Annotated in this window: 14 protein-coding genes; 8 read left to right on the top strand and 6 right to left on the bottom strand. The window is 63.4% G+C overall.

Annotated elements, in window-relative coordinates; all coding sequences use genetic code 11:
- Positions 1 to 50 precede the first annotated feature (50 nt).
- The 6 genes from ACBG85_RS20650 (at position 51) to ACBG85_RS20625 (ending at position 6643) form a co-directional block, all read left to right on the top strand.
- Positions 51 to 1043 (top strand): ABC transporter substrate-binding protein, encoded by a 993-nt coding sequence (locus ACBG85_RS20650; protein WP_054780875.1) that lies wholly within the window; start codon positions 51 to 53, stop codon positions 1041 to 1043.
- Positions 1040 to 2965 carry an ABC transporter ATP-binding protein gene (locus tag ACBG85_RS20645; RefSeq protein ID WP_372024615.1) on the top strand — a complete coding sequence of 642 codons (1926 nt, stop codon included), beginning with the start codon at positions 1040 to 1042 and terminating at the stop codon, positions 2963 to 2965. Before ACBG85_RS20650 ends, ACBG85_RS20645 begins: the two co-directional genes overlap by 4 nt.
- Entirely contained in the window at positions 2962 to 4698 is a 1737-nt protein-coding gene (locus tag ACBG85_RS20640) for an ABC transporter ATP-binding protein (RefSeq protein ID WP_030536297.1), read from the top strand. Before ACBG85_RS20645 ends, ACBG85_RS20640 begins: the two co-directional genes overlap by 4 nt.
- Before the next feature lie 5 nt (positions 4699 to 4703).
- On the top strand, positions 4704 to 5345 hold the full coding sequence (locus ACBG85_RS20635) for a TetR/AcrR family transcriptional regulator (protein WP_054780876.1): 642 nt from the start codon (positions 4704 to 4706) through the stop codon (positions 5343 to 5345).
- Positions 5346 to 5442: 97 nt separating this feature from the next.
- Entirely contained in the window at positions 5443 to 5943 is a 501-nt protein-coding gene (locus ACBG85_RS20630; RefSeq protein ID WP_003946235.1) for a nuclear transport factor 2 family protein, read from the top strand.
- A gap of 25 nt (positions 5944 to 5968) precedes the next feature.
- Positions 5969 to 6643 carry a pyridoxal 5'-phosphate synthase gene (locus tag ACBG85_RS20625; protein ID WP_204855507.1) on the top strand — a complete coding sequence of 225 codons (675 nt, stop codon included), beginning with the start codon at positions 5969 to 5971 and terminating at the stop codon, positions 6641 to 6643.
- Between the two features lie 18 nt (positions 6644 to 6661).
- Here ACBG85_RS20625 and ACBG85_RS20620 read toward each other — a convergent pair whose 3' ends face one another.
- The 3 genes from ACBG85_RS20620 to ACBG85_RS20610 form a co-directional block, all read right to left on the bottom strand.
- Positions 6662 to 6970 (bottom strand): hypothetical protein, encoded by a 309-nt coding sequence (locus ACBG85_RS20620; RefSeq protein WP_306669658.1) that lies wholly within the window; start codon positions 6968 to 6970, stop codon positions 6662 to 6664.
- Between the two features lie 355 nt (positions 6971 to 7325).
- Positions 7326 to 7976 (bottom strand): nicotinamide riboside transporter PnuC, encoded by a 651-nt coding sequence (gene pnuC, locus ACBG85_RS20615; RefSeq protein ID WP_372024610.1) that lies wholly within the window; start codon positions 7974 to 7976, stop codon positions 7326 to 7328.
- On the bottom strand, positions 7976 to 9580 hold the full coding sequence (locus tag ACBG85_RS20610; protein ID WP_135000451.1) for a peptide chain release factor 3: 1605 nt from the start codon (positions 9578 to 9580) through the stop codon (positions 7976 to 7978). The genes pnuC and ACBG85_RS20610 overlap by 1 nt, the downstream gene beginning before the upstream one ends.
- A gap of 352 nt (positions 9581 to 9932) precedes the next feature.
- Here ACBG85_RS20610 and ACBG85_RS20605 point away from each other — a divergent pair, with 352 nt between their 5' ends.
- Positions 9933 to 11567 (top strand): fatty acyl-AMP ligase, encoded by a 1635-nt coding sequence (locus ACBG85_RS20605; RefSeq protein ID WP_007728923.1) that lies wholly within the window; start codon positions 9933 to 9935, stop codon positions 11565 to 11567.
- Between the two features lie 3 nt (positions 11568 to 11570).
- Here ACBG85_RS20605 and pth read toward each other — a convergent pair whose 3' ends face one another.
- Together pth and ACBG85_RS20595 are read right to left on the bottom strand one after the other, a co-directional pair.
- Positions 11571 to 12143, bottom strand: a complete 573-nt coding sequence (gene pth, locus ACBG85_RS20600) for an aminoacyl-tRNA hydrolase (RefSeq protein WP_003946229.1) — start codon at positions 12141 to 12143, stop codon at positions 11571 to 11573.
- A gap of 106 nt (positions 12144 to 12249) precedes the next feature.
- On the bottom strand, positions 12250 to 12858 hold the full coding sequence (locus ACBG85_RS20595) for a 50S ribosomal protein L25/general stress protein Ctc (protein WP_003946242.1): 609 nt from the start codon (positions 12856 to 12858) through the stop codon (positions 12250 to 12252).
- A gap of 290 nt (positions 12859 to 13148) precedes the next feature.
- Here ACBG85_RS20595 and ACBG85_RS20590 point away from each other — a divergent pair, with 290 nt between their 5' ends.
- Positions 13149 to 14354 (top strand): GAF domain-containing protein, encoded by a 1206-nt coding sequence (locus tag ACBG85_RS20590; protein WP_285183494.1) that lies wholly within the window; start codon positions 13149 to 13151, stop codon positions 14352 to 14354.
- On the opposite strand, the gene ACBG85_RS20585 is transcribed toward ACBG85_RS20590, so the two are convergent.
- Positions 14351 to 15811: an FAD-dependent oxidoreductase gene (locus tag ACBG85_RS20585; protein WP_372024606.1), complete on the bottom strand. Its 1461-nt coding sequence runs from the start codon at positions 15809 to 15811 to the stop codon at positions 14351 to 14353. The two genes, ACBG85_RS20590 and ACBG85_RS20585, sit on opposite strands and share 4 nt — an antisense overlap.
- Position 15812 lies beyond the last annotated feature (1 nt).

The following is a 15812-nucleotide window of genomic DNA, read 5'->3' as shown; positions in this document are numbered from 1 at the left end:
TGTAGGCTCCCCTAATCGAGACAGCGTGTAACTAAAGCGGGGAGAGAAGGATGCGGCAGCAGTGGGGCCTGCGAGCAACGGCACTCGCAGCGACAGCAACGGCGCTTGTCGGTTGCTCCGTGGGCGGCGATGACGCAGACGCATCGGAAACAGGCGAGTCGTCGGCCGTACCTGCACCTCAGAAACTGCTCGCACTGGACGAGTTCGCAGCGCTCAACGCACTCACGCTCGGGGTCAAGCCCGATACGGTCTTCGCCACGCTGCAGTCGCAGGCGGCGAAGGAGATATTGCAGAGTGAGGGGATCGAGGTCGTCGACAAACCGACGTTCTTCCAATCACCAGATGTGGAGCAGATCGCGGCCGTTCATCCTGACCGAATCCTGCTCAGTGATGTCGGCTCGTTGACGTCGATCACCTTGCAGGCCAACGAGATTGCCCCGACGACGGTGCTCGCCTATGCGGCGCCGTGGCGCGAAGTTCTGAATACCGCGGCGACGGCACTGGGTCGAGAGTCCGAAGCTCGCGAAATCGTGTCGAGGCTCGAGACCAAATTTGCCGAAGTATCCGGAACGGTCGAGGCGCAACCGCAGACGCTGTCAGTGCTGGTGGGATTCTCCGGCGGCATGTACACCGTCATCCCACAGTCGCCGATGTCCTCGATCATCGAGGAAGCCGGTTTCGGGCGCCCGCAAGCCGAACTCGACGCGAAGATCGGCCCCAACACAGGTGTTGCCACGTCTTCGGTGTCAGGCGAGGAGGTCGGACAGCACGCGGCGGACGCGATGGTGGTGACCTCGGGCAACATCTACGACGGCGCTCTAGTTCACGCAAATCCACTGTTCAACGAGATCTCCGCAGTGAAGGCCGGACGCACAGTGGACGTGAGCGGTGAACTTTGGTTCGGCAGTTATCCTTTCGCGGTCTACTGGATCCTCGAAGACCTCGAGGCTCTTGCCGATCGCACTCTCACCGGCGCGGAACTCCAAGGCCGCATCGCATCCGACGCCGACGCAGTTACCCGATGGAAGGCGTTCTCGAAATGACGACGACAGAGGCTACGAAAGCAGACATTTCATCTGAGGAGGCCGACGTATCACAAGGAGCGGCGGCCGAAGCCTCGCAAGCCAAAGCTGAAGCGGCGGCGCACAAGAGCGCGCTTCGCGAACTCCTTGCGCCAGTTCGTACACGGACCACCATCGCGATGGTGATGCAGGTGATCGCCGCGGTCGCGGCCATCGTGCCGTACGTGGCCATCGCCGAGTTGGGTAAGACGCTGATCGTGGGCGGCGACATCGACTCGTCTCGCGTCTGGACGATCGTGTGGGTGGTCGTCTTCGGTCTGGGTATGCGTGCGTTCTTCGGAGGCGGTGCATTGATCGTGACGCACTTCGCCGATGTCAATCTTCAAGCTGTGCTTCGGCGTCGAATCGCAGCGACACTGGGTCGACTTCCACTGGGCTGGTTCACCTCCCACTCGTCCGGAACCGTGCGAAAAGCCGCGCAGAACGACATCTCCGATCTCCACTACCTGGTTGCGCACAGCGCCGTCGAGACCACCGGCGCCATCGCGGTGCCGCTCGTCGGGCTCGGCTACGTGATCTCGATCGACTGGCGTCTGGGACTGGTCGCGATTGCCACCCTCCCGATCTACATGATCGCCTACGCCATGATGACCAAGGACATGGCCGTCAAGATGAGCCGGATGAATGAGGGCATCGCGGCCATCAGCAACACCATCGTCGAGTTCGTCACCGGCATCGCAGTGGTCAAGACCTTCGGTCAGGACAAGCAGTCACATTCTCGATACCGCGACGCTGCCAAGGCGTTTGCCGTCTCGTACGAGGGCTGGGTTCGCCCGATGCTCCGGACCGAGGCGCTGGCCTCGATTGCGTTGAGCGCACCGGTTGTGCTGGTGGTCAACCTTGGCCTCGGCTCGTGGTTCGTTCACTCCGGATGGGTGTCACCCGTCGATGTGCTGACCAGTTCTCTTGTCGCGATGGTGATTCCGGTGTCGGTGACGACCATCGGTTTCGGTATGCAGGCACGCCGTGAGGCAGCCGCCGCTGCGGCGCGACTGATCGCGCTGTTCGCAACCGACGCTCTGCCGGAAACCGATCATCCGAAAAAGCCTGTGGGGAACGAAGTTCGATTCTCCGGAGTTTCCTTTGCATACGACGACGGCGCCGACGTTCTGACCGACATTGATCTGACGCTGCCGGAGGGTACGGTGACGGCGCTGGTCGGACCTTCGGGTTCGGGTAAGTCGACGCTGGCAACGCTGGTTCCGAGGTTCCACGACGTGCGTGCCGGATCCGTGGCCATCGGTGGTGTCGACGTCAGGGAAGTCGCTACCGACGAGCTGTACCGCCACGTCGGATTCGTTCTGCAGGACGTGCAGCTGGTCGAAGCGACCGTGCTCGACAACATTCGGCTTGCCCGACCGCAGGCGACTTCGGCCGAGGTGAAGGCCGCTGCCGCAGCCGCGCAGATCGACACCCGAATCGAAGCGCTCCCGAGGGGGTACGACTCGGTGGTCGGGGTCGACGCCAGATTCTCGGGTGGTGAAGCCCAAAGAGTCTCCATCGCGCGTGCGATTCTCGCGGACACTCCTGTTCTCGTGCTCGACGAGGCAACCGCGTTCGCCGACCCGGAGTCCGAAGCCGATATCCAAGAAGCGCTGTCGCGTTTGACGGTGGGGCGCACCGTGCTGGTGATCGCGCACCGGTTGGCTTCGATCGTGAGTGCCGATCAGATCGTGGTCCTCGACGCCGGACGGATCGTGGAGAAGGGCACGCACGATCAGCTTGTGGCGAGTGGTTCAACCTATGCCCGGATGTGGGCGAGTCACAGTCGGGCCGACTCGATTGAACACAGTCGGGCCGACTCGATTGAACACAGTCGGGCCGACTCGATTGAACGCAACACCGCAGGTAAGTCTGACGCAGCAGGAAAGGCCAACTCATGATTCGCGACCTCTTCCGGATACTCGGCCCGCAGAATCAGGGCCGTTATCGCGAGTTCCTGGTGTGGGCAGTGTTGTACGGCGTGATGCAGGGTTTGGCAGTGGCGCTTCTGGTCCCTGCGGTGCAGGCACTGTTCGATCAGAGCTGGGGCAGTTTCGTTCGGTGGCTCGCCGCCATGGCCGTATGCGCTGTGATCAGTTCGATTGCGCACTACCTGCAGGCGATGAAGGGTTTCGAGTCGGCCCTCACTCTGCTGCGGACGATGCATCTGCGCCTGGGAGATCATCTCGTCACTCTGCCGCTCGGCTGGTTCGGCGCCGGCCGACTCGGGCAGGTATCGCAGGTTGCCAGCAAGGGCACCATCTCGGTGATGGGGGCCGCTGCGCACCTGATGACACCGATCATCTCCGGAATTGCCAGCCCGGCAACCATTGTCGTGTGCATGTTGTTCTTCGACTGGCGGCTCGGGCTCGCGCTGGTAATCAGCGTTCCGATTCTCTTCGCGGCAGCACGATTTGCCTCGACGATGACTGCCAAGGCCGACGATCGGGCTCATGCAGCGGCCGTCGAATCGAACAATCGAGTGCTCGAATACGCGCGTTGCCAACCGGTCCTGCGTGCTTTCGGACGCACCCACGGGGTGTACGAACCGCTCGACGACGCGATCGAAGCGCAACACACTGCGGGTCGTTCACAACTGTGGTTCGTGGTGATCGGGTCCGTGGTCAACGGGATCGCCCTGCAATTCGTGTTCTCTGCCGTGATCATCTTGGGCGCGTTCCTCGCGCTCGGCGGCGACATCGATCCGGTCACGTTGATCGCGCTACTCGGACTGACCGCACGGTTCATCCAGCCGCTGGGTGAGATCGGCGAGTTCGGCGGTGCAATCAGAATGGCACGCAATGAAATCCGGCGAATGTCCGAGATCCTCGAAGTTGAACCAATGGTCGAACCCGATACCAGCGGGACGGCGACGGGGGAGACGGCAGTGCAGTTCGACGCCGTCGACTTCGGATACGCGGACGGTGGGCAGGTTCTGCGAAACATCTCCTTCGACGTGCCACGGAAGTCGTTGACGGCGTTGGTCGGTCCGTCAGGGTCCGGCAAAACCACCGTCACTCGGTTGATCTCGCGCTTCTACGACGTCGACTCCGGTGTGGTGCGTGTCGGCGGCGTCGACGTGCGGGACCTCACGAGTGCCGACCTGATGTCGCAGCTGTCTCTGGTCTTCCAGGACGTGTACCTCTTCGACGACACGTTGATCGCGAACATCCGCCTCGGCCGCCCCGAAGCCACGGACGAAGAAGTCTTCGACGTGGCTCGGATCGCGGGCGTCGCGGAAATCGTCGAGCGGCTTCCGCGGGGTTGGGACACCCGTGTCGGTGAGGGCGGGACGGCACTGTCCGGTGGAGAGCGGCAGCGGGTCTCCATTGCACGCGCACTCCTCAAACGCGCACCTGTCGTTCTGCTCGACGAGGCGACGGCCGCGCTCGATCCCGAGAACGAGGCACACGTTCAACGTGCGATGCAAGAACTCGCCAGGGAAAGCACACTGCTCGTGATCGCTCACAAACTGTCGACCGTCGTGGCCGCAGATCAGATCATCGTGCTCGGTGACGACGGTTCGATCGTCGAAGTGGGCACCCACGAAGTCCTGCTCGCAGCCGGTGGGAACTACGCCGCGTTCTGGAATCAGCGCCACCGTGCGTCGGGATGGCGGTTGGTGGCAAGCTGAGCAGAATGCAGACCGGAAAGAAGACGGGGCGGCCGCCGACGTTGTCGACAGTGGACATCGTCGAGGCCGCCCTCGCCGGTGATCTGAGTGAACTGACCATGCCGAGCGTGGCAAAGCGGCTGGGCGTCAGTCATTCTGCACTTTATCGCTACTTCGCAGACCGCGAAGCGCTGCTGCGTGCCTGCTCGGATCATGTTGTGCGTCAGACTGTATGGCCCGATACGAATCGTCCGTGGCGCGAATTCCTGAAGGATTTCTGCGACGTTCTGTGGTCCTCGTTCGAGCGCTATCCAGGTCTGGCCCAGGTCGGTCTCGCAGTTCCGGGCACGCCGCCGGCGATAATCGAGATCGTGGAGAAACTGGTCGGTTCGTTGACTGCGCAAGGCTTCACACCCCACGATGCGATATTGGCGGTGGACTTCATCTCCGAGGTGACGATGACGCAGTTCGCAATGATGGCGGCGATGGACAAGACCGTCAGCTCCGCCGATTCACGTTCCGCGCGACAGGCGTATCAGGAAAGTTGGAATGCATCGGAGTCGTTGATCGAGGGAATCGGCGACGAATCGACGTGGCACGGGCGAGGTTGGTTGGACGAGAAGATCACGATCATGCTCGACGGCCTGGAAAAGCGTGTTATCGGCTGACATTTCTACTAGCTTTGAGAGTAATGCCCGTTTCGGCGTGATACAGGCTAATGTGCACACATAGGACGGGTGGTTGCTGCACCGGGAGGCGGGGATCATGGATCTCGAAGCGATTGTTCTCATCCAAAGACTCAAGTACCGATACGCACGCGCCTTGGACACCAAATCGTGGGTCGAATTCGCCGACACTCTGACCGTCGACGCCACCGCGATCTACGGAGAACAACTCAGTTTCGATTCCCGAGATTCGTTCGTCTCCTTCCTCGAGAACACTCTCGGATCACACATCATCACCGAACATCAGTGCGGGCAACCCGAGATCGACGTCGACGGAGACACCGCAACCGGGATCTGGTGCCTCGCGGACACAGTGGTAATCCCCGAAGACGGCATGCTGCTTCGCGGATCGGCCTTCTATCACGACAGATACACCCGCTGCAGCGACGGTGAATGGCGAATCTCCCACACGAGCTACGAGCGGACCTGGGAATCGGTGGTGGCGCTCGCCGACATGCCGAGTTTCCGATTGACGTCCAACAAGTGGGCGCTGCTGCAGCAACCGTCGTTCGGCGACTCGGTCGTTCGCAACGTCTCCTGAGGTCGCCCGCGATTAGAGTCGGCTCATGGTTGATGCAGATTTTTCGCTGCCTGACGTACGGACGTGGATTCGCGGTATCCCCGCGCTGACCGGAACTCCGCCGCCCGCGCCCGAGTGTTTTCCGGAAAAGCCGGGGGAGTTGTTCCTCGACTGGCTCCGTGCGGCCGTAGCCTTCGGCGTCGTCGAGCCACACGTGTGTGCGCTCTCGACCGTGGACGGCGACGGTATGCCTGATTCTCGCTTCCTCATCCTCAAGGACGTGACCGAGGGTGGGTTCTGGTTCTCTGGTTCAGCTGCTTCGCCGAAAGGTGTTGAGTTGAAAGAAAATCCGCGAGCATCGCTCGCCTTCTACTGGCGCGAAACAGGCCAACAGGTCCGGATTCGCGGAACGGTTCGCGAGGGCGACGACGCACTTCGACGCCGAGACTTCGTCGAACGCTCCGTCACGGCGAGAGCGGTGGCGACGGCAAGTGAGCAGAGCGAGGTGCTCGAAGACTTAGGGGCGTACGACACGTCGGTGGCCGCTGCGGAAGCAAGAATCAGCGACGACCCAGGGTTCGTGTCGGAGGACTGGCGTGCGTGGTGCCTCCAGCCGGAGTCTGTCGAGTTCTGGCAGGCAGACTCCGGGCGTCGGCATCAGCGGTGGTTGTACCGGCGCGGCTCGGACCGAGCATGGACACGAGCAGTGCTGTGGCCCTAAGGGGCAGCTGGGCCCAGATCAGCTCGCGCTGATCTCCGGCGATACGAGGTTGACGACGATCGACTGTCCGCCCAGCTTGGCGTGGATTTCGGGATGTTCGAACCCCGAGGACAACAGGTAGCTGCCGAGCATCGTGAGCAACTCGTCCAGATCCGTCGTGGGATCGGAGGAATGTGCGCTCGAGGGTGAGGCCTGATTTGCGATGAGTTCGGTGTGGGTGAGTCGACCGGCCACTCGAACGGCGGCTACGCCCATCGCGTCGCGACGTACGACGGTACGACTCCGAGTTTCGAGCGTCCTCGATGATTCGCGTGTTGAAGCTGGCACTGAAAGGTCCTCTCCGCTGCTGTGTGCGGCCGTGGTTCGGGCAGGAAGCGGAAACGTGAATGCATCGGATTGCTTGGGTGCGGTCGACAGAAAATCCGCTGTGGCGGTGGCACTGCTGGAACCGTTACCCGTGGAAAGGTTGCTCCCAGAACCATTGCTTGCAGAACCATTGCTTGCAGAACCATTGCTTGCAGAACCATTACTTGCGGAACTATTGGCTCTCGATCCGTTGCCGGAACCGTTGGGGCCCGCTATTCCGTGAGAATTCTTGTCTTCCATTGTTTCGCTCCTGATGCCCGTAAACAGACCGCCGGTTTGCTTAATCGACGCAAACATACCAGGAGTTGGTTTACGGTCACACCCCTTGTGGAGTTCGGCGTTGAATGCGCAGCCACATTGCGAAGCCCCACAGGACGAAGAATGCATAGACCAGATAGAGGATCGCCGAAGGGTAATAGCCGGCTCGGAAAAGAAGGGGAACACCAACGGCGTCGACGCCGATCCAGATGAGCCAGAATTCGGTCCAGCCGCGCGCCATGCCGTATGACGCGAGGATGGAGCCGGTGAAGATCCAGGCCTCTGCCCACGCTCCGTACGAGCCGAGGAGGTCGAAGATCCAGGCGAAAGCGATTGTGCCGCTGGTCATGACGGCGATCATGGCGACGCGCTCGCGAGTTGTCGCCCAATGGGGCAGGACTGCGCGACCGGAGTCGCGTGCCCCGCGTCGCCACTGAGTCCACCCGTAGACGCTGACGGTGATGAACAACAACTGACGGCCGGCCTGGCCGTAGAGATTGAGCTCTTGCGGCGTGTGGAAAAGTGCGCCCATGAACACCGTGAACAACAAGGCATTTCCGGCTATACCGACGGGCCACGCCCATACCGAGCGTCGCGCGCCCGCGATCGCGGAGCCGATTCCGAACGCGTTTCCGATGATCTCTCGCCAGAGAATCGTGGCGCTGCCGATGTGCAGTTCGGCGTCGAACAGCGCCTCGATCAGGCTCATCAGTCCGCAGCAGCGACGAGGGGTTCGAGCGTCAGATCCGGGAGTTCCTTCTGGATGTACTGCAGGCGCCACTTGTCACTGACCAGGGCGAGCAGAACACCGTCGGAACGGGTGAAGACCTCCACACCTCGTTGACGGTTCAGTTCGACCTCGGACGCGGCGTCGGTACGGCGAGCCAATGCGTAGCCGAGCGGTTCCATCTTGGCCTCGACGTTGAACTCGGCCTTCATGCGTGCTGCGACGACCTCGAACTGCATCGGGCCGACGGCCGCCATGACGGGGGAGGCGTCGCCGCGGATGTCGTTGCGGAGAATCTGGACGACGCCCTCGGAATCGAGTTGGTCGACAGCACGGCGGAACTGCTTGTACTTGCCGGCGCTTTCGGCGCGCAGGATCGAGAAGTGTTCCGGCGCGAACGACGGGATCGGCGGGAACTCCACCTTCTTCTCGGTGTACAGCGTGTGGCCGGGTGCGAGTGCGGTGGCGTTGACGAGGCCGACGACGTCGCCGGGGAACGCGGATTCGACGGTGGAACGTTCACGTCCGAATACCGTCTGGGCGTACTTGGTCGTGAAGGGCTTGCCGGTTTGGGCGTGTGTGACAACCATGCCGCGCTCGAACACGCCGGAGACGATGCGCATGAACGCCAGACGGTCGCGGTGCGCGGTGTCCATACCGGCCTGCACCTTGAAGACGACCGCACTGAACGGATCGGTGACCTCGCGCGGCTTGCCGCTGAGGTCTTCGCGCCCACGCGGCGGCGGCGCCAATTCGACGAGGGTGTCGAGGATCTGGCGGACGCCGAAGTTGAGCATCGCGGACGCGAAGATCACCGGGGAAGTCTGACCGGCGAGGAACATCTCCTGATCGTGGTCCTGGCCGGTAGCGGAGAGCAGTTCACTCTCCTCGGCCGCGGTCTCCCACTCGGAGCCTTCCTTGGCGAGCGCCGCGTCGGCGTCCATGACCTCTTCGGGGGCGATCTTCGCGCCGCCTGCGGTACGGGTGAAGCGGACGTACTCGCGAGCCTCACCGTCTTCACCGCGCCGCAGCAGTCCGCGGAAGTCGCCGGCGATGCCGACCGGCCAGTACAGGGGGGTGGGTGTGAGGCCTATCCGTTCGCTGATCTCGTCGAGCAGTTCGAGAGGAGTCTGACCGGGACGGTCCCACTTGTTGATGACGGTGATGACCGGAATGCCGCGGTGACGACACACCTGAAACAGCTTGAGAGTCTGCGGTTCGAGGCCCTTGGCAGCGTCGATGAGCATGACCGCCGCGTCGACGGCGGTCAGGACGCGGTACGTGTCCTCGGAGAAGTCGGAGTGACCGGGGGTGTCGACGAGGTTGATGACGTTGATCTGCTCGTCCGGGGTCTCGGACGAGTGGTAGTTGAACTGCAGTGCGGTGGAACTGACGGAAATGCCGCGGGCCTTCTCCATCTCCATCCAGTCCGAGACCGTCGACTTGCGGCCTGCCTTGCCGTGGACGGCTCCTGCCTCCGAGATCTTCTTCGCGTGCAGTGCCAGCGCTTCGGTCAGCGTCGACTTTCCGGCGTCGGGATGCGAGATGACGGCGAAGGTGCGGCGACGCTCTGCCTCGGCGGACAGGCCCTTGGTCGTCGTCGTGACCGCGACCGACCCGCTCTCGGTTGAATCGGGGCCTTCGGTGTCGGACTGGACAGTCGAGTCGGAAGGGACGGTCGAGTCGGACGGGGTAGTCAACGAAGAACCTCTCGAAGTGGGCGTCGGTGCCGGCGACGTGCCGGTGCGCGGACAGGTGGAGAGTGCGGCAGCACAACAGAGAAAGGATACTCGCAGACCACCATGCAATAGCCACTGCGGCGTAACACTCGGCGAACGATCGCTGATTATCCATGTATGTGTGTGTTCGAACACACAGCCATTTGTGTCCTGCGAAGAGTTGCACTGATCGAAGAGTGACACTGACCGAGGAGTTGCGTTGAGCAAGTTCACCGAAGAGATGTATGCGACCGCCGCAGTCACCGACCGCGGCCTGGTGACGGGAGAGCCGGACAACGCTTTCCGTCAGACCTGGGGCGACATCCACCAGGAGGCTCGGCGCATGGCCGGCGGCCTGGCCGAGGTCGGTATCGATCGCGGCGTCGCGATCGGCATTCTCGCCGGACAGCCCGTCGACATCGCACCTGCCTGCCAGGCGACGTGGATGCGCGGTGCGTCGGTGACGATGCTGCATCAGCCGACCCCCCGAACGGATCTGGGCGTCTGGGCTCAGGACACCGAGACTGTGATCGACATGATCTCCGCGAAAGCCGTCATTCTGGGTGCGCCCTTCGACGCGGCCAAGCCGCTCCTCGAAGAGCGTGGCATCACCGTCGTGACGGTGGACGAGCTTCGCAGCGGAACGTCGATCGATCCCGTGGAGACGGCCGAATCGGATATCGCACTCCAGCAGTTGACGTCCGGTTCCACCGGTTCGCCCAAGGCCGTGCAGATCACGCACGAGAACTTCTACACAAATGCCTACGCCATGATCAACCGCATCAAGTTCTCCATCGAAGACGACGTGATGGTGAGCTGGCTTCCGCTCTTCCACGACATGGGCATGGTCGGTTTTCTCACGGTCCCGATGCAGGTGGGCGCAGAGGTCATCAGCATCACGCCGATGGATTTCCTGCGCACCCCGGTGCTGTGGGCCGAGCTGATGGGCAAGTACGGCGGAACCGTCACCGCCGCACCGAACTTCGCGTACTCGCTCTTGGCTCGTCGACTCGCACAGGCGGAAGACGGGGCAGTCGACCTGTCCAGCGTCCGATACATGTGGAACGGCGCCGAGCCGGTGGATCCCGACACGATGGATGCACTCGCCGAGGCAGGTGCGCGTTTCGGTTTGAACCCGACTGCGCTGGCGCCCGTGTACGGAATGGCGGAAACCACGCTCGCCGTGTCGATTCCGGATCCCGATCAAGGTCAGGTCCTCGACTACGTCGATCCAGACTTTCTCGAATCGATGTCTCGAGCGGTGCCGTCCAATCGCCCCAACGCTCGTGCCCTCGCCACACTCGGCAAGATGGTGCCTGACCTCGAGGGACGCATCGTCGACCGTGACGGTCAGGTGCTTCCGGCCCGCGGTGTCGGAATCATCGAGGTTCGCGGCAAGGCAGTCACCCCCGGATACGTCACGGTCGACGGACACAAGCCGGCCCAGGACGCCGACGGTTGGCTCGACACCGGTGACGTCGGGTACTTCACCGAAGAAGGACTGGTCGTGGTGTGCGGGCGAGTCAAGGACGTCATCATCATGGGCGGCCGGAACGTGTACCCCACAGACATCGAGCGGGCGGCCGGAACCGTTGCCGGTGTGCGTCCCGGAAATGCCGTCGCGATTCGTCTCGACGCCGGCCAGAAGCGTGAGAGCTTTGCAGTCGCCGTCGAGACCAACGCTTTCGAAGATCCGGAAGAGGTCAAGCGTATCGAACGCGAAGTGGTCCACGCCGTGGTTGCCGACGTCGGTGTCCGACCTCGCGCCGTTGCGGTCCTGGGTCCCGGCAGTATCCCGAAGACGTCGTCGGGGAAGCTCCGCCGCGCGAATTCGGCTGCACTGCTGGGTAACTGACCGTCAGTGCAGGCGGTTCTGTGCGGCTTCCAACCCGAGTTCGAGCAGTAGCTCCACTGCATCCGCAGCCTCTTCGCATACGAGATCGAGTTCTTTTCGCTCCGTGGACGAGAACGGCTTGAGAACGTAGTCCGCCGGGTCCATGCGGCCCGGCGGACGACCGATCCCGACGCGCGTGCGCAGGTAGTCCTTGGTGGTCAACGAACTCGAAATGGACCGCAGGCCGTTGTGGCCGCCTTCGCCGCCGCCGAGTTTGAGTCTGATCGTCCCGAAATCGAGATCCAGTTCGTCGTGGACGACGATGATGTTCGCGGCGTCGACCGAGAAGAACCGCGCGAGACCGGCGACAGCGCCACCCGAGAGATTCATGTACGAGCGTGGTTTTCCGAGAATCACGCGCCGGCCGGCGAGGCGACCTTCGACGATTTCGGCACCACTCTTCTTGTGTACGTTGAACTTTCCGCCCATGCGCCCGGCAAGGGTGCCGGCGACCATGAAGCCGACGTTGTGCCGGGTCTTCTCGTACTGGGGGCCGGGATTACCCAGGCCGATGACGAGGGCGGTATCTGTGCTCAACGGACGCTACTTTCTGGCTTGATTTTTCCTGCTACGCACGAACGGCGCGTCACTCCGAATCGGAATGACGCGCCGCGCGCAGTGAGTTCTGTTGGAACCGAGAGGATCAGGCCTCTTCTGCAGCCTCGTCGGCGGCGGGAGCTTCTGCGCCCTCTTCGAGGTCTGCCTCGGTGGGTGCAGCAACGACGTTGACGATCAGGGTGTCGGCGTCAGCCTGCAGGGTCGAGCCCTTGGGCAGTTCGAGCTGGCTGGCCAGGATCTGGGTGCCGATCTCGAGACCCTCGACCGAAACCTCGATCTGCTCGGGGATGTGAAGCGCGTCGGCCTCGATGGAGATCGTGGATGCGTCCTGCGCGACCATCGTGCCTGCAGCAGCATCGCCGACGACGATGACGTTCACGTCGATCGTGACCTTCTCGCCCTTCTTGATGACGAGGAGGTCGGCGTGCTCGATGTAGTTGCGGATGGGGTGCACGACGACCGACTTGGTCAGTGCAACCTGCTCCGTGCCCTCGATGTCGAGGGTGAGGATGGCGTTGGTGCCGTGTGCACGGAGGATGGCGGCGAAGTCGCGAGCCGGCACATTGAGGTGGCGGGGATCTTCACCGTGGCCGTACAGAACCGTGGGGACCTGGCCGTCACGACGTGCGCGGCGAGCTGCGCCCTTGCCGAATTCGGTGCGGACGACGGCGACGAGGTTGTTTTCTTCAGACATGATGAAACGGCTCCTACAACTCACGGGGTTCGTGCTCGGTTTACTGACGTGTGGTTTTGCCTGCGGCAAGGCGGACAGGCGCGCACACGGCCAGGAGCGAAACGCTCGAGCTGAGCCGTAGCCGCGTCGATCACGGTAAACCTGCAACGTGTGGAACTGCTGCGATTCACCCTCGCCGAGACAACTTTGGATACGTTACCGGAGTTTGCTCCCGGCCGCTAATCGCAGGTGGTGGGGACCTGGCCGTGTGGACGTGGTTCGCGTCACATCGAAAGCGGTAGCCTGACGGAGTGACCACCGTGGGGAACGCTCCCGAAGGCAGTCGGCTCGGTGCCGTCGTGCCGGGTACCGACCTGTCGCAGCATGCTCGCCTACTCAGTCGGGTGCACGACGCAGTTCTCTCCGGGCAGGAACCACCGGCGCAGCCGCGGACCGTCGTGGCGCGGTCGTGGTCGAGGGTGGCCGCCGGCGGGCTCACGCCGGATCACTGCGGTGCGTCTACTGTCGCCGATTTCTCCGAGTTGGAGGCGAGGCGTTCGCGTACCGCGCTGCGAAGCGTTCTGCCCGAACTGCGAACCACGCTCACCGAGGTCGCCGAGGACGCGGGCTTCATCGTGGTCGTTGCCGACGCCGACGGTGTCCTGCTCTGGCGCGAAGGGGCGAAGACCGTCAAACGTGCGGCGGACGCTCTCGGGTTCGCGGAAGGCGCACGCTGGTCGGAGCAGTCGGTGGGGACCAACGCGATAGGTACCGCGCTGATCGAAGACTCTGCGGTGCAACTCTTCTCGGCCGAGCACTATGCGCCCACGCATCACAATTGGTCGTGTACCGGCTCGCCCGTGCACGACCCACGGACGGGCGAGATCCTGGGCGTGGTGGACATCAGTGGATCCGCAGCTTCGGTGCATCCCACCACCGTCGCGCTGGTGCGCACCGCGGTTCGCCTCGCGGAGGCGACGCTGTGGCGCGAGCACGCGGCTTCGCTCGAGCGCCTGCGCTCGCGGGCGGCACCGCTGTTCGCGGCAGGAACAGGTCCGGCATTGGTGGTCGACGAGTACGGCTGGGTGGCCGGCGCCAGCGGGATTGCCGCGCCCGACCGCGTGGCAGCACCCAGTGCGGGAAAGCCCGTCATCGTGCCAGGTCTGGGGATGTGTCTGCCTGAGCCGCTCGGAGACGGCTGGCTGTTGCGCACCGGCGTCGGCGGGCCGTTGATCGAGCTGGAGCTGGCCCTCGGCGCATCGCCGCAGGTGACGGTGCGTGGTGACGCCAACTGGACGCGCGCGCTTTCGCCGCGTCACGCCCAGATCTTGCGGGCACTGGCAGCCGTCGGTTCGGCAGGTGTGGATGCCGCAGGCCTGAGCGAAGTGCTCTTCGGTGATCGCGAGCATGTCGTGGCAGTGCGCGCCGAGGTGTCCAGACTGAGGAAACACCTCGGCGCGGTCCTGCAGACTCAGCCGTACCGCTTTGCCGACGGTGTGCGAGTTGTGGTGATCTAGCGCGCCGCGCTGATTCCGGCACGACGTCCGAAGAAGCTGCCGTCGCCGAGACTTGTCCCGCTGGCGTAACCGCCCGCACAGACACCGGACGTGCAGCGACCCGCTGCGAAGAGTCCGGGGATCGGCGCACCCGAGACGTGCAGAACCTCGGATTCGACGGTGGTCTTCAATCCTCCCAGCGTGAATCCGCCTGTGCGGCCACGGAGATCGATTGCCGCGAACGGGCCGACGATCGGCTTCACCCACTCGGACTTCTTGCCGAGCACCGGATCCGAACCTTCAGCCGCGTGCCGGTTGTAGAGGTCGACGGTGGATTGCAGCGATCCGGCGGGCAATCCCATCTCGCCTTCGAGTTCCTCGACGGTCTCCGCCACCCAGCTCGGCTGCGCCCGCAACTGTGCACTGGACGATTCGGCATTCATGCCTTCCTCGTACGCAGCTTCGTCGATCACGAGGAATGCCTGGTTGTCCTGCTGGAACAGCGTTGCCTGGCCGATGCGGCCGGGGTAGGTGTCCTCGGGGATGTATCGCTGACCGCGGCCGTTGACAAGAATGCCGCGCACCATCAACTGCGGGTCGCAGAAGAACGCGACCTCGGTGGCGTCCATGTGTGCGGTGTCGGCGCCGAGTGCCTGACCGATCTGGATTGCGCGGCCGTCGTGCGCCTCGATGGAGGCCGCCGGGTGGCCGAAGATACGCGGTGCGTTCGAGCGCACCATCTCGTTGTTGTACGCGAAGCTGCCCATCGCCAGCACGACGCCCTTGCGTGCGCGAATCGCGACGTCCTTGCCGTAACGCTTGGCGACGACGCCGACAACCCGATCGCCGTCTACCACCAGAGTTTGGACGCGCAGATCGTATTCTGCTCGGACACCGAGCTTCTCGGCCGTCTCGACGAGTGGCTTCATCAGCATGTAGCCGCCGCCCTTCTCGCCGGTGTTCTTCTCGGACATCTGCGGAACGTGTCCGCGGGGCGCGGGATCGACGAGGGTGTTGAACGGCGCGGCGTTCTCGCCTCCCGAGTACATGAGGCCGTCGTCGTACGGCGGTTCCCAGCCGGGCTGACCCCAGAACGATTCCTTGAACGGGACCCCGGCGTCGACGAGCCAGTTGTAGTGATCGACGCTGCCCTCGCAGTACGCGTCGATCTTCGTATCGTCGGTTCCGGGGCCGAGCGCTGCCTTCATGAACGTCTTCATGTTCTCGACCGAGTCCTCGAACCCGCACGCCTTCTGCAACGGCGTTCCACCGCCCAGGTAGATGAATCCACCAGCCAGTGACGCGGCTCCGCCCCAACCGCCCGTCCGCTCCAGGACGAGCACCTCGGCGCCGGCACGCGCTGCTTCGATCGCAGCGGTGACGCCGGCGATGCCGTATCCCGCGACGACGACGTCGGCCTCGTAGTCCCAGGTGGTGATGTCGGCAGCGGAGATCGGTCTGACGGTGGGGTCGGCCATG

Source organism: Rhodococcus sp. NyZ502, from assembly GCF_041464245.1.
Classification (GTDB): domain Bacteria; phylum Actinomycetota; class Actinomycetes; order Mycobacteriales; family Mycobacteriaceae; genus Rhodococcus_F; species Rhodococcus_F qingshengii.
Note: the sequence above shows the minus strand (reverse complement) of the source record. Positions and strands in the feature narration are given on the sequence as shown.

What these genes read in the sequence shown, in the direction of transcription:
- ACBG85_RS20650 (WP_054780875.1), top strand. Translation starts at nt 51, where the DNA reads ATGCGGCAGCAGTGGGGCCTGCGAGCAACGGCACTCGCAGCGACAGCA.
- ACBG85_RS20645 (WP_372024615.1), top strand. Translation starts at nt 1,040, where the DNA reads ATGACGACGACAGAGGCTACGAAAGCAGACATTTCATCTGAGGAGGCC.
- ACBG85_RS20640 (WP_030536297.1), top strand. Translation starts at nt 2,962, where the DNA reads ATGATTCGCGACCTCTTCCGGATACTCGGCCCGCAGAATCAGGGCCGT.
- ACBG85_RS20635 (WP_054780876.1), top strand. Translation starts at nt 4,704, where the DNA reads ATGCAGACCGGAAAGAAGACGGGGCGGCCGCCGACGTTGTCGACAGTG.
- ACBG85_RS20630 (WP_003946235.1), top strand. Translation starts at nt 5,443, where the DNA reads ATGGATCTCGAAGCGATTGTTCTCATCCAAAGACTCAAGTACCGATAC.
- ACBG85_RS20625 (WP_204855507.1), top strand. Translation starts at nt 5,969, where the DNA reads ATGGTTGATGCAGATTTTTCGCTGCCTGACGTACGGACGTGGATTCGC.
- pnuC (WP_372024610.1), bottom strand. Translation starts at nt 7,976, where the DNA reads ATGAGCCTGATCGAGGCGCTGTTCGACGCCGAACTGCACATCGGCAGC.
- ACBG85_RS20595 (WP_003946242.1), bottom strand. Translation starts at nt 12,858, where the DNA reads ATGTCTGAAGAAAACAACCTCGTCGCCGTCGTCCGCACCGAATTCGGC.
- ACBG85_RS20585 (WP_372024606.1), bottom strand. Translation starts at nt 15,811, where the DNA reads ATGGCCGACCCCACCGTCAGACCGATCTCCGCTGCCGACATCACCACC.